18 protein-coding genes are annotated in these 16,811 nt (G+C 49.0%); 12 read left to right on the forward strand and 6 right to left on the reverse strand.

Annotated elements, in window-relative coordinates:
* Positions 1-45 precede the first annotated feature (45 nt).
* The 4 genes from ppk1 to mhpT all read right to left on the reverse strand — a co-directional run bounded on the left by ppk1 (position 46) and on the right by mhpT (position 5,318).
* A complete protein-coding gene (gene ppk1 / locus VF685_RS09055) occupies positions 46-2,109 on the reverse strand; it encodes a polyphosphate kinase 1 (RefSeq protein WP_075175034.1) in 2,064 nt (687 codons plus the stop codon).
* 231 nt (positions 2,110-2,340) lie between these two features.
* Complete coding sequence (locus VF685_RS09060) at positions 2,341-3,270, reverse strand: bile acid:sodium symporter family protein (protein WP_286385158.1); 930 nt, start codon at positions 3,268-3,270, stop codon at positions 2,341-2,343.
* Positions 3,271-3,307: 37 nt separating this feature from the next.
* The gene (gene pncA / locus VF685_RS09065; protein ID WP_045796561.1) at positions 3,308-3,964 is read right to left on the reverse strand and encodes a bifunctional nicotinamidase/pyrazinamidase; all 657 of its coding nucleotides are present in this window, start codon (positions 3,962-3,964) and stop codon (positions 3,308-3,310) included.
* Positions 3,965-4,109: 145 nt separating this feature from the next.
* Positions 4,110-5,318 (reverse strand): 3-(3-hydroxy-phenyl)propionate transporter MhpT, encoded by a 1,209-nt coding sequence (mhpT, locus tag VF685_RS09070; protein ID WP_180046851.1) that lies wholly within the window; start codon positions 5,316-5,318, stop codon positions 4,110-4,112.
* A 726-nt stretch (positions 5,319-6,044) separates the two neighbouring features.
* Between mhpT and dapA the strand changes: the two genes are divergently transcribed.
* From dapA to purC, 3 genes are read left to right on the forward strand one after another with little or no spacing between them, the layout of a single operon-like run.
* Positions 6,045-6,941 (forward strand): 4-hydroxy-tetrahydrodipicolinate synthase, encoded by an 897-nt coding sequence (gene dapA, locus VF685_RS09075; RefSeq protein WP_005180931.1) that lies wholly within the window; start codon positions 6,045-6,047, stop codon positions 6,939-6,941.
* Between the two features lie 15 nt (positions 6,942-6,956).
* On the forward strand, positions 6,957-7,559 hold the full coding sequence (locus VF685_RS09080; protein WP_005180933.1) for a hypothetical protein: 603 nt from the start codon (positions 6,957-6,959) through the stop codon (positions 7,557-7,559).
* A gap of 37 nt (positions 7,560-7,596) precedes the next feature.
* Entirely contained in the window at positions 7,597-8,316 is a 720-nt protein-coding gene (purC, locus tag VF685_RS09085) for a phosphoribosylaminoimidazolesuccinocarboxamide synthase (RefSeq protein WP_005180935.1), read from the forward strand.
* Positions 8,317-8,600: 284 nt separating this feature from the next.
* On the opposite strand, the gene VF685_RS09090 is transcribed toward purC, so the two are convergent.
* On the reverse strand, positions 8,601-9,860 hold the full coding sequence (locus VF685_RS09090; RefSeq protein WP_440203614.1) for a replication-associated recombination protein A: 1,260 nt from the start codon (positions 9,858-9,860) through the stop codon (positions 8,601-8,603).
* Between the two features lie 174 nt (positions 9,861-10,034).
* The gene (locus VF685_RS09095) at positions 10,035-10,487 is read right to left on the reverse strand and encodes a YcgN family cysteine cluster protein (RefSeq protein WP_016658695.1); all 453 of its coding nucleotides are present in this window, start codon (positions 10,485-10,487) and stop codon (positions 10,035-10,037) included.
* Between the two features lie 191 nt (positions 10,488-10,678).
* Here VF685_RS09095 and VF685_RS09100 point away from each other — a divergent pair, with 191 nt between their 5' ends.
* The 9 genes from VF685_RS09100 to VF685_RS09140 all read left to right on the forward strand — a co-directional run bounded on the left by VF685_RS09100 (position 10,679) and on the right by VF685_RS09140 (position 16,793).
* Positions 10,679-10,837, forward strand: coding sequence for a DUF1328 domain-containing protein (locus VF685_RS09100; RefSeq protein ID WP_005006601.1), 159 nt, complete (start codon positions 10,679-10,681; stop codon positions 10,835-10,837).
* A 217-nt stretch (positions 10,838-11,054) separates the two neighbouring features.
* Positions 11,055-11,792: a dienelactone hydrolase family protein gene (locus tag VF685_RS09105; protein ID WP_016658694.1), complete on the forward strand. Its 738-nt coding sequence runs from the start codon at positions 11,055-11,057 to the stop codon at positions 11,790-11,792.
* A 58-nt stretch (positions 11,793-11,850) separates the two neighbouring features.
* Positions 11,851-12,216, forward strand: a complete 366-nt coding sequence (locus tag VF685_RS09110) for an HIT family protein (RefSeq protein WP_005180943.1) — start codon at positions 11,851-11,853, stop codon at positions 12,214-12,216.
* Positions 12,217-12,327: 111 nt separating this feature from the next.
* Positions 12,328-13,362: an A/G-specific adenine glycosylase gene (gene mutY, locus VF685_RS09115; RefSeq protein WP_104472306.1), complete on the forward strand. Its 1,035-nt coding sequence runs from the start codon at positions 12,328-12,330 to the stop codon at positions 13,360-13,362.
* A gap of 57 nt (positions 13,363-13,419) precedes the next feature.
* Positions 13,420-13,959, forward strand: coding sequence for a M23 family metallopeptidase (locus tag VF685_RS09120; RefSeq protein WP_005180945.1), 540 nt, complete (start codon positions 13,420-13,422; stop codon positions 13,957-13,959).
* A gap of 19 nt (positions 13,960-13,978) precedes the next feature.
* Positions 13,979-14,224: a hypothetical protein gene (locus VF685_RS09125; protein WP_005180946.1), complete on the forward strand. Its 246-nt coding sequence runs from the start codon at positions 13,979-13,981 to the stop codon at positions 14,222-14,224.
* 21 nt (positions 14,225-14,245) lie between these two features.
* Positions 14,246-14,833: a DNA-3-methyladenine glycosylase I gene (locus VF685_RS09130; protein WP_440203615.1), complete on the forward strand. Its 588-nt coding sequence runs from the start codon at positions 14,246-14,248 to the stop codon at positions 14,831-14,833.
* Positions 14,830-15,852: an NADPH-dependent aldehyde reductase Ahr gene (gene ahr / locus VF685_RS09135; RefSeq protein ID WP_005180948.1), complete on the forward strand. Its 1,023-nt coding sequence runs from the start codon at positions 14,830-14,832 to the stop codon at positions 15,850-15,852. Before VF685_RS09130 ends, ahr begins: the two co-directional genes overlap by 4 nt.
* 236 nt (positions 15,853-16,088) lie before the next feature.
* On the forward strand, positions 16,089-16,793 hold the full coding sequence (locus tag VF685_RS09140) for an FKBP-type peptidyl-prolyl cis-trans isomerase (protein WP_005180950.1): 705 nt from the start codon (positions 16,089-16,091) through the stop codon (positions 16,791-16,793).
* Positions 16,794-16,811 lie beyond the last annotated feature (18 nt).

Below are 16,811 nucleotides of genomic sequence, written 5' to 3' on the forward strand. Positions count from 1 at the left end.
GTCTGATCAAAATCCTGACCCGTGTCAGGATTTTTTGATAGAGGCTTAGAGTTTGAGGAGCTTTTTTTGCAGTAAATAGGCCTGTGCACTGTGCAGGGGCTGTTCCGGTTCCGGCTGCACTTTCTGCCAGTGGCCATCGGACTGCAATTCCCAGGCATTCTGGTTGTCATTTAAATAGCTGCGTAAACCATCTTCGACAATACATTTCTTGATCTTGCTGTCCAGAATCGGGAAACAGGTTTCAACCCGTGAGAACAGGTTACGTCCCATCCAGTCAGCGCTGGCACAGAACAGTTTTTTCTCGCCGCCATGTTCAAAATAATAGACGCGGGTATGTTCCAGGAAACGACCAACAATCGAACGCACCCGGATATTGTCTGACATGCCCGGCACTTGGGGAATCAGGCAGCAAATCGAACGGATAATCAGATCAACCTGCACCCCGGCCTGCGAGGCACGGTATAGCGCCGCAATCAGTTGTGGCTCGGTCAGGGCATTGACTTTAATCATGATCTGCGCGGCTTTGCCGGCCTGGGCAAATTCAATTTCCTGTTCAATCAGTTTCAGCAGTTCAGTGTGCAGGGTGAACGGCGCATGCAGCAGGTTTTTCAGTTTGGCCATTTTGCCCATGCCGGTCAGTTCCTGGAACATGCGGTGCACATCTTCACAGATATCCGGCTGGGTGGTCATCAGGCCGTAGTCGGTGTACATGCGCGCATTGCCGGCATGGTAGTTACCGGTGCCCAAGTGCACATAACGCACCAACTGGTCCTGCTCGCGGCGTACCACCAGAATCATTTTGGCATGGGTTTTATAGCCGACAATGCCATACACCACTACCGCACCGGCTTCCTGCAGCACGTTGGCAACCATGATATTGGATTCTTCGTCGAAGCGGGCACGCAGTTCAATGACCGCAGTGACTTCCTTGCCATTACGCGCCGCTTCAGCCAGTACCTGCACAATTTCCGAGTCCGGACCACTGCGATACAGGGTCTGTTTAATTGCCAGCACATGCGGATCTTTGGCCGCTTCTTTGAGCAGGCTGATCACCGGCTGAAAAGAATCAAACGGATGATGCAGCAATACATCCTGCTTTTTCAGCACCTCAAAAATTGGTTTCTGCTTACGAAACACCGGCGGAATCACCGGGCTAAAAATCGGATATTTCAGTTCCGGACGGTCAAAACTGGTGGTGAGACGCGACAGGTTAATCGGGCCACTGGTCTGGTACAGCTGCTGCTGATCCAGATCAAACTCATCTAGCAAGTAGTCAATAATACTCTGCGGGCAGTCATCTTCAATTTCCAGACGCACCGCGCGACCAAAACGGCGTGATGACAGCTCATCTTTTAAGGCCACCGCCAGATCATCGACATCTTCCGACAGAATCAGGTCGGCATTTCGGGTGACACGAAAAGCATAGCAACCGGTGGCTTTCATGCCCGGGAACAGGTCATTGATATGCTGCTGGATAATCGCCGTCAGGAAAATCTGTTCCTCCCCTTCCCCGGCCACTTCAGGCGGCAAGGCAATTAAGCGCGGCAAGGAACGTGGGGCTGGCACAATCGCCATTTCAATTTCACGGCCAAAGGCGTCTTTACCTTCCAGGCTGACAATAAAGTTCAGGCTTTTATTGACCAGTCGCGGAAACGGATGTGACGGGTCCAGGCTGATTGGGGTCAGTACCGGCTGGACCTGTTTGGCAAAATACTGGGCAATCCAGGGTTTATGCTTGTCCTGAATTTGCGGATATTGAATAAAACGAATCCCGGCCTGCTGCAACTGCGGCAGAATGTCCTGATTTAAGGTGCGATATTGCAGCTCGACCGCCGCATGAATTTCTTCAGATAACTGTGCCAGCACCAGTTCGGTCGGAATTGCATCCGGAGTGCGGGTCAAGGCATTTAAATCCAGCTGTTTCATTAAACCCGCCACGCGGATTTCAAAAAACTCATCCAGATTTCGGGAAAAAATAATCAGAAAGTTTAAGCGTTCCAGCAGCGGCAGACGCTCATCCAGCGCTTGGGCCAATACCCGTTGATGGAACTCGAATAATGCCAGTTCCCGATTGAAATAGGTCATGGATGAATGCTGAAAATCGCTCATATCTCACTCTATGCTGTCTTACAACAGTCTGTTTGTGCCGCCTCTGTGAGGGCATCTTAGAAATTGAATATGACAGTTGTGTTACAAAAATGACCAAATGATGAAAATTAGCCCAAATTTGTTCAAAATAAAAATCTGTTTTTTATCATTTTTTTTATCTAAGTAAAAAGACAGCATATTCAATATGCTAAAGCCTCCTTGCCTTAATGACAGCCAGATGACAGCTGTCCTTTATTGACGCTGCCGGCTGGCCCAATAGCTGGCCAGTGCCGGTCCGGAAATATTGTGCCATAAACTGAAGATAGCACTCGGTACCGCAGTCACCGGAGATGCGGCAAAATGCACCGCCGCCAAGGCCACACCTAAGCCAGAATTCTGCATTCCAACTTCAATCGACACCGCTTTACTGTCGACATAGGGTAATTTAAATAAACGCGCCGCCCAGAAACCGAGTAAATAGCCCAGGCCATTGTGCAGCATCACCACCGCTAAAATCAGCAAGCCGCTTTCCAGAATCTGTGCCCGGCTGCCGGCGATAATTGCCGCGACAATGGCAACAATCGCCACCACCGAAACCAGTGGCATCAGGGTAATGGAACGCTCTACCTGGGTTTTAAACAGCGCGCGTAGCAGCAGGCCCAGCACAATCGGGAACAGCACCACCTGTAAAATCGAGCTCAGCATGGACCAGGCATCAATTTCAATCCACTGACTGGCCAGCACAAAGAAAATCGCCGGGGTCAGTAGCGGCGCCAGCAAGGTCGACACCGAAGTACAGGCCACCGATAAGGCGGTATTGCCTTTGGCCATATAGGTAATTACATTGGAAGCCGTACCACCCGGACAGCAGCCAACCAGAATCACCCCAATGGCAATTTCAGCCGGTAACCGGAATAAGGCACATAACAGATAGGCCAACAGCGGCATCACCATAAACTGCGCGGCCACGCCAATCGCGACTGCTTTGGGGCTTTGCAGCACGCCTTTAAAATCCTGCAGTGACATGGTCATGCCCATACCAAACATGATGATGCCAAGCATCCAGGTAATATAGGCTTTTAACCAGACAAAAGCCTCTGGCTGATACATGGCAATCACTGCAAACAGCAGCACCCACAGGGCAAAAGTTTTCTGTACAAACTGGCTAAAACCTAACACCATAGACCTCGGCACGTTCTGAATGAATGATTCGGGCCAATCAGGCCAGGCTTGGCTGTGCAGCAGGCTGTAACAGGCTCAGCACATCTTTGCTATAGACCCGTTTCACCCCATGCGCCAGCATCTCCTGCCAGGCATGTTGCAATGAACCTTTCAGGTCTATGCCTTTGCTGGCATCGGCAATGACAAAGGTATTAAAGCCCAGCTTGCAGGCATCTATGGCGGTCCAGGCCACGCAAAAATCGGTGGCAATGCCGGTAATAAACACCGTGTCGATACCACGCGCTTTTAAATAGCCAGCGAGACCGGTGGTGGTTTTCTGATCCGCTTCCATAAAGGCCGAATAGCTGTCAATTTGTGCATGAAAACCTTTACGGATAATCAGCTGCGCCTGCGGCAAGTCCAGTGCCGGATGCAGTTCGGCATCGGCTGTGCCCTGGACGCAATGTGCCGGCCACAGCACCTGCTCGCCATATTCCAGCATCACCACTTCATACGGCTGTTTGCCCGGATGATTGTCGGCAAAAGAAATATGATTCTGCGGATGCCAGTCCTGGGTCAGGACAATATTGTCGAAGACCTGTCCCAGCTGGTTAATGATCGGAATAATCTGATCGGCATCAGCGACGGCCAAATTACCGCCCGGTGTAAATCCATTTTGTACATCTACTACGATCAATGCCGTCTGCGCTTGCATAACACCTATCCATGTTTCGCTTATTGTCAGCGTCCTAGCATATACCAAATGGATGGTTTTGTTGCAGTGGAATCATTGGACTGCACGGTGAAAACAAAACAGCCCGCATATGCGGGCTGTCTGAAGGGGTCGTTACAATGCGTGTTTAGTTTTGAATACGACGCACCAGCAGTAACATAAAGATGGCAGAGATCACGATACATGGAATCGCGGCAGAGATCACCCCTGCTGCACCAAAGCCAGCCGTTAACAGTGAACCGGCAATCGCAGGCCCAAGCATCGCACCAACACGGCCCACGGCAGACGCCACACCAATACCGGTACCACGCACTTCAGTTGGATACACAATACCACCGAAGGCATACAGTACACCCTGACAGCCAATGACGAATGCACCCACCAGCGCAGAGGCCAGATACATTTGAGTTAATGAACCTGCAGCGTTCAGTGCCAGCAGACCGGCCAGAATACCGCCGTACATCAACAGAATGACATAGGCTTTTTTCCAGCGATCGGTCAGCATACCCAAAATAACGGTACCAATCGTCGCGCTGACCATAAAGTAGAACTGTGCAGTTGCGCCTTCTTTACGCGAGAAGCCCAGTTCCTGGAACAGCGACGGTAACCAGCTCAGCATGATGTACACCACCATCAGGGTGAAGAAATAGCTGACCCAGATGAACATGGTACGTAGCAGGTTGTTCGAGTTAAACAGATCTTTAAACGAACCTTGTGGCGTAGCTTCTGCTGTCGTATTCGCAGCCTGATCTTTGGCTTTTAAATATTCCTTTGATTCTGGCAATAACCACATCATCACTGGAATGACGATAATAGGTAATAAACCGCCTAGGTAGAAAATGTTTTTCCAGTTAGAACCGAAATCGGTACTGGCAATTAACGATAAAATCGCAGCACCGACTGGCATACCACAGTACATCAGACCGACGGCACGGCCACGGTTTTGTGGTGATACCGCTTCAGAGGCCAGCGTAATCAGAATTGGCATGGCTGCACCCAGACCGGCACCGGCCAGGAAACGCACCACCAGTAATGAGTTAAAGCTGTTGACCCATACGGTACATAAAGTAAAGACCGCAAATACGGCAGTTGACCAGATCAGCACCTGTTTACGGCCAATACGGTCTGCCACGCGTCCACCAACCAGTGCACCAGGCAATAAACCCAGAATCCCTGCACTAAAAAACACCCCCAATTGCGAGCTATCGAGGCCAAAATGCTCACGGATACCAACTGCGGCAATACCTGCTGCCTGGATATCCAAGCCTTCAATGACCGCAATCAAGAAACAGATGGCTACTGTCACAATCGCATGTCGATTATCTGATCTTTCCATTGGAGAATCCTTGTTTCAATCAGTGTTTATAAAAGGTTAAGACCGCCATCATCTATGAGGATGTCCTCTGAATTAACTACCAATAAGTGGAATAAAGCCCCGGTCTGGCAAAAAATTAATAGACATTTCTTATTTTAAGACACGCAAACATATAGTTTTAGAAAGACTTAATTGAGGCATATCAATTTAAAAAAACAATAAAATTCATATAAATATCAAAGGATATAAATAAACAGACAGTCAAAACTATTATTTTTATTTAGATCTGAAAAAAATCATTCCGAGCTGGTTTAAGCAGGAAATGGCATTAAAAAAAAGGCTATTCAAATAATTTTCAGGTCTAGTTTAAGTGTTTTTTTATCTTAATTCCGACCCTTTTACCTGGTTTTCGTGGCTTTTTACTGCATTTTCCAGGCAAAATTGCTGTCCGGACAGCTTCTATAGACCTATGCTTACTCGCCAGTTCATTCTAAAGTCGAAGATGAACCGGAACTGCTGTAAAAGCACCAACTTATGCCTTATACCGGACTATTTTGAGCAGCGGATAAAGTTGATATTGGCTTTGACTTACGCATATTGTTCTGACACACTGAATCAGTCATAATTTGCATAAGCATTATTCAATCATGACTTATTGAATTCTGACTCAAATCAAAATACTGCAACCATCCACGTTTTCTGTTTCTACGAACTTTTGTGGATGGAAAAATAGGATATTTTTTCAAAATGACTCAGCAAGCACAGACCATTCAAGGCTCAATTGTCGCAATCGTCACCCCAATGTTAGAAGATGGCAGCGTAGATTGGAAAGGTCTCGAGAAGCTGGTTGAGTGGCACATAGAACAAGGCACAAACAGTATTGTGGCCGTGGGCACGACAGGTGAAGCCTCTACATTAAGCATGGCTGAACATACACGTGTGATTAAAGAAATCATTCGCGTGGCCAACAAACGTATCCCGGTGATTGCTGGTACTGGTGCAAACTCAACGCATGAAGCAATCGAACTGACCAGAGAAGCCAAAGAACTCGGCGCCGATGCCGCACTTCTCGTCACGCCATATTATAACAAGCCAACCCAGGAAGGGTTATATCAGCATTATAAGACTATTGCCGAAGCAGTGGATCTGCCACAAATCCTGTATAACGTTCCGGGCCGTACTGGCGTTGATATGTCCAATGAAACAGTGATTCGTCTGGCCGACATTCCACAAATTGTGGGCATTAAAGATGCCACTGGCGATGTACCACGTGGCCGTGAATTACTGGCTGGTCTGGCCGGTAAAGACATGACTGTCTATTCAGGTGATGATGCGACTGCCTATCAGTTAATGCTGGCTGGTGCCAAAGGCAATATCTCGGTTACGGCCAATGTGGCACCAAAAGTCATGAGCGAAGTTTGTGCCGCAGCCATTGCCGGCGACAATGACAGCGCTGAAGCACGTAACAATACAGTTGCAAATTTACACAATATTCTATTTTGTGAATCAAACCCAATTCCGGTGAAATGGGCACTTCATGAAATGGGCTTAATTGGTACCGGCATCCGCCTGCCATTAACGCCACTTGCAGAACAATATCGCGCACCGTTACGTGAAGCTTTACAGGCTTCGGGTGTCATTTAATAAGAGCACAATATTATGCAATTACGTTTTGGTTTAATCGCTGCACTTTCAGTGGTAAGTTTGGCAGGTTGTAGTTCTTTAGCCATCAGCAATGGCTCTCTGGATTATAAAGACACCACCACCCTTGCGCCCTTACAATATCCTGAAGGTGCTGTGGCCCGACCAGCAACGCCATTGTATCCTGCACCAACGGTTGACCCACTGGCCATTGAACATGCACCGAAGCTGGAAAACAGCCGTGGCAACCGTTTCGCACTTCCTCGTCCTCCAGCCGTAGAGCCAACTCAGGCCGCTGCTGTACAGGACAACACCGCGCCAGGTCGTCCACAACCGGTTGTAGATGGAAATCAAAATCCACTGCTCAAAATAGATGGAAATTCTGCTACAATTTGGCAGTATACGCTTGCCACACTCAGCAGCCTGAACCATAGCATTATTGGTCAGAGCAAAAACCGTTACGAAGTCACCATCTCGGTCGATCAACAGACCTACGTCTTAAGACTCACCTCTGTCGGTACAAGTAACAACCTGGCTGTGTTCAACGCCGACAACAGTTTTGCAGACAAAGAAAAAGCTGCAGACCTGTTGGCCCAGATTTACCAAAATTGGCCAGCCTAGACATTACTAGGCATTTTTTTCTGAAAAAGGTTCCCTCATGTTAAAACAAACCTTGCTCTATACTGGTAAAGCGAAATCTGTTTATACCACAGATAGTGAAGACCACCTGATTTTAGTCTTTCGTGACGATGCCTCTGCGTTCAATGGCGAAAAGATCGAACAACTAGATCGTAAAGGTAAGGTGAACAACCGTTTTAACGCCTTTATTATGGAAAAACTGGCTGAAGCCGGTATCGAAACGCATTTTGAAAAACTGCTAACCCCAAATGAAGTGCTAGTGAAAAAGCTGAGCATGATTCCGGTTGAATGCGTAATCCGTAACTATGCAGCTGGTTCTCTGTGCCGTCGCCTCGGTGTCGAAGAAGGCAAGGAACTGACCCCGCCAACATTTGAACTGTTCTTTAAAGATGATGCCTTAGGCGATCCAATGGTCAACGAATCTCAAGCAATTGCGCTGGGTTGGGCGACTGCTGAGCAGCTGGCACAAATGAAAGAACTGACTTACAAAGTTAACGATGTACTAAAAGCCCTGTTTGATGCCGGCAACATGATTCTGGTCGATTTCAAACTTGAATTTGGTGTGTTCCACGACCGTATCGTGCTGGGTGATGAATTCTCTCCAGACGGCTGCCGTCTATGGGACAAAGACACCAAGAAAAAACTCGACAAAGACCGTTTCCGTCAAGGTTTAGGCGGCGTGGTTGAAGCCTATGAAGAAGTTGCGGCACGTTTAGGCATCAACCTCGACAATATCTGATCATCTCCAAGATGAACGATAAAAAAACCGGATCAGCTGATCCGGTTTTTTATTGGCTGAGTTTTCTCACTCTCAATCGAAAAAACAAATTCAACTTATAAAAATGATCGTTTTTACATATTTTTAGTTTTGACCTATGCTTAAGCACATAGGCAAGACACGGTAAATTTTACAGTGACTGCCGATCAGTTTCGTTAATCCTCGCGGATGTTCTCTCCCAATCTAACATCCAGTTTGGCCCAATTCATCCCTCTGAATTGGGCTTTTTTTTATTGCTACTGTTGCTACTGCATCCAGCGCCGCTGCTGTAAACGCTCGGCTTCAACTTCGCGTTTATTGCGCGCCGATTCATACAGCTTGGTGCCTTTTAATTCTGGCGGCAAATAATCCTGCAATACAAAATGCTCCGGATAATTGTGCGGATACAGATAATCCACCCCGTAGCCCTGCTCTTTCATCAGCTTGGTCGGCGCATTACGCAAATGTAACGGTACCGGCAAATTGGCGGTTTTTTCCGCCAAGTCCAGCGCCTTGTTAATGGCCAGATAGGTACTGTTACTTTTGGCACTGGTGGCCAGATAGACTGCACATTGGCCCAGAATAATCCGCGCTTCCGGCATACCAATCACCTGCACTGCGCGGAAACATTCACCGGCCAGCAACAAGGCATTTGGGTTGGAATTGCCAATATCTTCCGAGGCAGCAATTAGCATACGCCGCGCAATAAACAGCGGGTCTTCTCCACCCTTGAGCATGCGCGCCATCCAGTACAGAGTCGCATCCGGGTCACTGCCGCGAATCGACTTAATAAAGGCCGAGACCAGATCATAATGCTGCTCGCCAGATTTGTCGTAACGGGCAATATTCTGCTGCGCCACTTTCACGACCAGGGCATTGTTAATACTGTTTTCTGTGTCCGGCTCAAAGGTGCCGGCAATCAGCTCGAGTAAATTGAGTGCCTTACGTGCATCACCCGCCGCAAACTGCACCAGTGCTTCAAACTCTTCAATCTGGATATAACGTTCTTTTAAGAAGCTATCATTCTGGACGGCCTGGGTCAGCAGCTGCTGGATGGCCTCGGCACTCAGTGCATTTAAGGTATAGACCTGGCAGCGCGACAGCAAGGCACTGTTCACCTCAAAAGACGGGTTTTCCGTGGTGGCACCAATCAGGGTAATTTTGCCCTTCTCGACTGCGTTTAATAAGGCATCCTGCTGGGATTTATTAAAGCGGTGAATCTCGTCAATAAACACCACCGGCGTTAGTAAATCGCCGCCATCGGCAATCACTTCACGTAACTCCTTGACCCCGGTATTGAGCGCAGACAGACTGACAAAAGGACGATCAACCGCCTGCGCCAGCAACAAGGCAATGGTGGTTTTTCCAACGCCTGGTGGTCCCCAGAAAATAATCGAAGGCAAATGGCCCTGATCAATCATTTGACGTAACGGGGCCTGCTCCCCCAGAAGATGATCTTGACCGATAATCTGCGACAGATCGCGCGGGCGCAAACGTTCAGGAAGTGGAATATGGCTGTCTGACATAGAAGGTTTTCTGTACAAAGCTGCGGCTGAGTGTACTATGTTATGGCAAAATGCAGTATTTCAATAGCCGATTTTTTAGCGCTTGCTGCGGCAAACTGAGTCTAAATGTAGGCAGTTGTTTTATCAGGTTTAAATCGCCAATTTTGCTCTTAAAGATACAGACGGCCTAAAAACTTAACGTACCCAGCGCACAATATAGTCTTCTATTTCTTCTTCATTGACTTCCGTTTCAGAAATACAGCGGCCAGCGGCCGATTTTTTGGCGCGAATCACGCTCTGACGTGAACCGGTATTTAAATAATGCCAGGACGGCAGGTTTTTACCTTCTTTTAAACGGCGATAGGCACAGCTTGGCGGTAGCCAGTGAATACTGTCCAGCTTTTCCGGCGTCAGCTGAATACAGTCCGGCACCTGTTGCTGCCGGTTCGGATAGTCCGAACAGCGGGCAGTCGTACAATCCAGCAGCTTGCAGGCCACTTTGGTGTAAGCGACTTCATGACTGTCTTCATCTTCCAGTTTAACCAGGCAGCATAAACCACAGCCATCACATAGCGCTTCCCATTCCGCCTGGGTTAAGGCCGTTAACGGATAATTTTTCCAGAATTGGGGACGAAGCTGATCAGACATGATGCACAACACTACAAAATAACCGGTCTATTATAACAGTCTTCTACAAAAGCATGTGCTATGTCATAGATACAATAGAATCATAGACTTAAATAAATAGTTGAACACTTAATAAACAAAAGCAAAACAATCAAATCAGCGACTTGCCCCTATACTTGATCAAGAAGTATAAAAACACATGGAGAAAAATTATGTTTCGTTGGGCCATCATCTTCGCTGTAATCGCACTTATTGCCAGTCTACTCGGTTTCGGTGGTGTCGCTGGTTTATCTAAGGATTTCGCGGTCATTCTGCTGGTTATTGCTGTTATTCTGGCAATTGTCGGCTTCCTGTCTCGCGGCAAGGTATAGTTTCTTATACCCTGACCCTCACAAAAAAGAAGGATGCAAATCCTTCTTTTTTTATGCCTGTGTTTAGACCGACAGCAGATACAGACAGATTATTCTTTGAAAAATAACTTAAAAATATTTTCTCACATTTGTTTAGGCCCATTGAAATGTTTTTCAAACCGCTGTCTCATTTTTATGTTTTAATCGAATTATTTCAAAAAACACAAGGATTGGACGCATGACTTTAGCAATCAAAACTCGCGAAATTCAGTATACGGCGGCAGATGGTAGCCAGTTGGTCGGTTATTTTGCTGCACCCGAAACCGATGCACCAGTCGCGGGTGTGATTGTGGCACCGGAATGGTGGGGCCGAAATGAATATATTGAACAGCGTACCCGCGAACTGGCAGAACATGGTTATGCCGCCCTGGCCATTGATATGTATGGCGACAAGAAAAATACCACCACGGCTGCCCAGGCCAATGAATGGATGAGCCAGACCTTTGAAGACCCGAATACCATTGTGACTCGTGCGTCTGCGGCTTTGGACACTTTAGCTGCCCAACCGGAAGTAAATCAGGCTAAACTGGCAGCCATTGGCTTCTGTTATGGCGGCAAAGTGGTGCTGGATTTGGCCCGTTCAGGCGCCAACCTGCAAGCCGTTGCGACTTTCCATGCCATTCTGGCGGCCAGAGAACCAGCGCAGGAAGGCAAGGTACAGGCAGAAATTCTGGTGCTGCATGGTGAACTGGACAGCATGGTAACGCTGGATGATGTGGCCAGCTTCCGTGAAGAAATGCACGCTGCCCAGGTAGAACATGACGTGATTGTGTTTGAAGATGCCAAGCACGGCTTTAGTAACCCGCTGGCCGATGAACGTGCCAAAGCCAATGGCGTCGACCTCGGCTATAGCCCGGTAGCAGAACAGCAAAGCCTGGATGCCATGTACCAATTATTACAACGCCGTTTGGCCTGATTCTGGCATGAGGCCATATATTGAAAAAGATTAATGAATTTGAATAGAGGATAGAAGAATGACCGAACAAGACTGCCCATATTGCAACTTTGATGAATATGATGTCATTGCCAAAAATGATTATGGCGTGATTCTACCTGAACCGAACGCATTGTCTAAAGGCCACTGTGTCATTATCCCTCTACGTCATGTCAGTTCTTTTTTTGATGTTACCGACAAAGAACGTAAAAGCCTGATGTCGCTGCTGGAACTGGCGCGGAATGAATTACAGCTGCGCCATCAACCGGCGGGCTTTCATGTCGGCTTTAACGATGGCGATGTGTTTGGCAGCCCATCGCAGCATTTGCATATCCACATTATTCCACGCTATGAAGGTCAAATCCTCAAGCTGGACCAACGCTGGGGGATGAGCGGCAGCATCTAAGCCTTGCCGCGACCAAAACAGAAGGTGATGCTATTGCATCACCTTTTTTATTGCCTGCTGCGCCGGCAAGATTTGGGTATACTAGGCGCCTGCTTAACAGTTCCGGTTCTCATGTCTGCCTTTTCTTTTTCCCACGCCCTGCTTTCCTGGTTTGATGTACACGGTCGCCATGACCTGCCCTGGCAGGTGGCCGATGATCCGTATAAAGTCTGGGTATCGGAAATCATGCTGCAGCAGACCCAGGTCAAAACCGTGCTGCAATATTTCGAACGTTTTATTCAGCGTTTTCCCGATGTGGAAAGCTTAGGCCGTGCCTCCTGGGATGAAGTGGCGCCATACTGGGCCGGACTCGGTTACTATGCTCGGGCACGCAATCTGCATAAAGCAGCTGGCATAGTGGCCCAGCAAGGACATTTTCCGGAAAATCTGGAACAGTGGATGGCCCTGCCCGGCATTGGCCGCTCGACCGCAGGCGCACTGATGTCTTTGGGCCTCAGACAATACGGCGTGATTATGGATGGCAACGTCAAAAGGGTGCTGGCGCGCTTTTTTGCCATTGAAGATGATCTGTCCAAACCGGTACATGAACGGGCCTTGTGGCAGCTGGCAGAACAGCTGTGCCCGACCGAACGTAATCATGACTACACCCAGGCGATTATGGACCTCGGTGCCACCATCTGTACCCCGAAAAAACCCTTATGTCTGTACTGCCCGATGCAGCAGCACTGCAAGGCTCACCAGCAGGGCCTAGAAGCCGAATTACCCTTTAAAAAACCGAAAAAAGCGGTGCCTGTGAGACAGGCCCAGGTATTGCTCTTACACAGTGATGGCCAGTGGCTATGGCAGCAGCGGCCAAATAGCGGCCTCTGGGGCGGATTATGGTGCCTGCCGATTATTGATGATCCAGCGCAGTTTCAGGTGCTCTGTCAGCGTCTGGGCCTGAAACAGCGACAACAGCAGCTGCAGATTTCACACAGCTTTACCCACTTTACCTGGCTGCTGGATGCCAGTGTAATTCCGGTCGAGCCGGACCAGCAGGAACATCTGGCGATTGAGCTGGACGCCGAATGGATGACGCCGGCACAGGCTACTGCACGTGGACTGCCGACCGCCATGAAAAAATTGATCTCGGCCGCCGATTTATGACATAGTCAAAGACTGGAATTCGAATACCATCGACATAATAATCATCAGGGAGATGCTGTGCTTCGCTCGATTTCACTCTGCTGTGTTTTCTTCAGTCTGATTCTGCTAGCAGCCTGTACCTCGGCACCGAAAAAACCTGCGGCGCCCCTACCGCCGGCCATGGTCAAAAAACTGCAGCACATGCCACTTAAAACCCGCTTGCCAGTGCCGGTACAGGGCGTCAAACGTCAGCACTTGCAAGATACCTGGGGCGCGTCACGCAGTCGCGGTCGCCTGCATGAAGGCATTGATATTCTAGCGCCACGCGGCAGCAAGGTGTACAGCGCCACCGAAGGCCTCATTGCCGACTTACGCAATAACAATTTGGGTGGTAAAGTGGTATGGATTCTGGGACCGGGCGGCAGCTGGCATTATTATGCCCATCTGGACCGGCATAAACGTGGCCTGAAGGTCGGAGATTATGTCAAGAAAGGCGATCTCATTGGCTATGTCGGCAATAGCGGCAACGCCCGCCATACCGCGCCGCATCTGCATTATGGCCTGTATTTAAATGGCAAAGGTCGCGGTGCAGTCAATCCCTATCCCTATTTACGTTAGTTTGCTTTAGGAAGTGTACATGTCAGAAGCATTGATCAATCGACTGGTCGAATTTGCCGAATCCGGGAATCAACAGAAAATTATGTTGAACGGCCAGAGTCATCAGGGCTGGATCATGGAAATTACTGAAGATGCACTTCTGATCAGCACCGGCTATGCCGATAAATCCGGCAAGGATGTCTGGATTGCCTTTGCCGATCTGCCTCAGGCGGAATTGTCTTACTGGGATAACCGTCAGGATCAATGGGTTCATTTCCAGCTTTAAACCCGTACAGGAGCATCATCTATGGATCGAATACGCTGCGGCTGGTGCTCCGAAGATCCGCTCTATATCGCCTACCACGACCAGGAATGGGGCCGCCCGCTTCACGATGAAGCGCAGCTGTTTGAAATGCTATGTCTGGAAGGCCAGCAGGCCGGTCTGGCCTGGATTACCGTGCTCAAAAAACGCGAATGTTACCGTCAGCATTTTTTTCAATATTCCATTGCCGATATTGCCGCGTTGTCTGATCAGGCCTTGCAGGACAAATTACAGGATCGCGGATTAATCCGGCATCCGGCCAAACTCGCAGCCATCCGCACCAATGCTCAGGCCTGGCTCCAGCTGCAGCAGCAAGGTATCAATCTGGTCGACTGGCTGTGGCAATTTGTCGATCATCAGCCCGAGCAGCATACCGTGCCCGATTATCGCAGCGCCCCGACCTATACTGCAGCCAGTGTGGCACTGTCTAAAGCTTTAAAAAAGCAGGGCTTTCAATTTGTTGGCCCCACCATCTGTTATGCCTTTATGCAGGCCGTCGGCATGGTCAACGACCATGAAGATCACTGCGCCTTTAAATCTCTTCCCCCTTTAGCCGAGGAGCACTCATCATGAGCAACACTACCATTCGTGCCTATGCCGCCATGCAACCCGGCGAAGCGCTGGTGCCATATCAGTTTGATGCTGGCGAACTGTTGCCGCATCAGGTCGAAGTTCAGGTGGAATATTGTGGCCTGTGCCATTCCGATTTATCGGTGATTAACAATGACTGGCGTTCTTCGGTCTATCCGGTGGTGGCCGGGCATGAAATTATTGGTACCATTGTCCAGTTAGGAAGTGAAGCCAAAGGATTATCTGTGGGCCAGCGCGTTGGCATTGGCTGGACGGCAGAAAGCTGCCAGCACTGTGATCCGTGCCTGTCCGGCCGGCAGGTGCAATGTACCGGCGATAGTGTCGCCACCATTGTCGGACATGCCGGCGGTTTTGCCGATAAGGTCCGCGCCGGCTGGCAATGGGTCATTCCCTTACCGGATGATCTGGATGCGGAAAGTGCCGGCCCGCTGCTCTGTGGCGGTATTACCGTATTTGATCCGATCATTAAGCACCAGATTCAGGCGGTGCATCATGTCGGGGTGATTGGAATTGGCGGCCTTGGGCATATTGCCATTAAACTGCTCAAAGCTTGGGGCTGTGAAATTACGGCCTTCAGTTCCAACCTGGAGAAAACCGCAGAGTTAAAAGCCATGGGCGCCGATCATGTGGTGAATAGCCGTGACAGCGCTGCCCTGAAAGCCCAGCGCGGCAAGTTTGACCTGATTTTAAGTACGGTGAATGTCAGCCTGGACTGGCCGGTATATCTGTCTGCCCTGGCACCAAATGGTACGCTGCATATGCTGGGCCTGACCTTAGAGCCGTTACAGGTCTCGGCTGGTGCGTTAATTGGTGGTGGCAAAGCGGTGACAGGTTCATCGACCGGTTCACCATCGACCTTGCGCCAGTTACTGAAATTTGCCGCCCGCAAACAGCTGGCGCCGCAGGTTGAAGTGTTCCCGATGTCGCAGATTAACGAGGCAATTGAACATTTACATGCGGGCCGGGCGCGTTACCGGGTGGTGCTGAAAGCAGATTTTTAATCTGCTTTGAAGCCAAATCTATAATAGATACAATTACTCACGAATAAATTGGGCCGCCTCTGCGGCTGGCCCCGATTGTATAAAAAATGTGTTAGATATTCAGTCTGTTATGGCATATTCTTAACGATGCGCATATATTAATTAGCCAAACCGAATGATTGATGTCAGCGGTTTGATTCAAAAAGTCTGCTAACATGAAAGCAGCTTTGACACGATAAAATGATTTGAGAAAACCTATGAGTAAAGCCTTACCCATTGCTGTTGCTGTAATTTTAGGCGGTGCTGCACTTGTTCCTGTTTATTATGCAACTCAACACCCTGCCACTGTATCCTCAAAAGCATCTGCAAATGCGTCTGCGGTTGAAAAAATCAGCTATGCATTAGGCTATGAAGTTGCCCATCAAACTCCACCAGAGCTGGACATTAACAGCTTTGTGACTGGTGTCCGTGAAGGTCATGCGCGTCAGCAGCCAGCCTATACTGAAGAAGAATTACAAAAGGCCTATGAACAGTTCCAGCAGGAACTGCAACAAAAACAGGCTGATCAGGCCCAGCAGGCACAAACGGCCAGCGATGCCTTCCTGACTGAAAATGCCAAACAGGCAGGGGTACAAACCACCGCGTCAGGTCTGCAATATAAAATTACCCAGCAAGGCAATGGCAAACAGCCAACAGCCAGCTCTGTAGTGAAAGTACACTACACCGGTAAACTGGTTGATGGCAAAGTATTTGACAGCTCGGTCGAACGTGGTGAACCAATCGAGTTCCCGTTAAACCAGGTGATTCCAGGCTGGACCGAAGGGCTGCAACTGATGAAAGAAGGCTCGAAAGCCACACTGTATATCCCGTCACAACTGGGTTATGGCGAACAGGGCGTGCCGGGCATGATTCCACCAAACAGCACCCTGATCTTTGATGTTGAGCTGATTGAAGTAAAATAAAAACAAGGAGAGCCTGGC

This window comes from Acinetobacter sp. Brlt_5 (assembly GCF_051949055.1).
Classification (GTDB): Bacteria; Pseudomonadota; Gammaproteobacteria; order Pseudomonadales; family Moraxellaceae; genus Acinetobacter; species Acinetobacter indicus.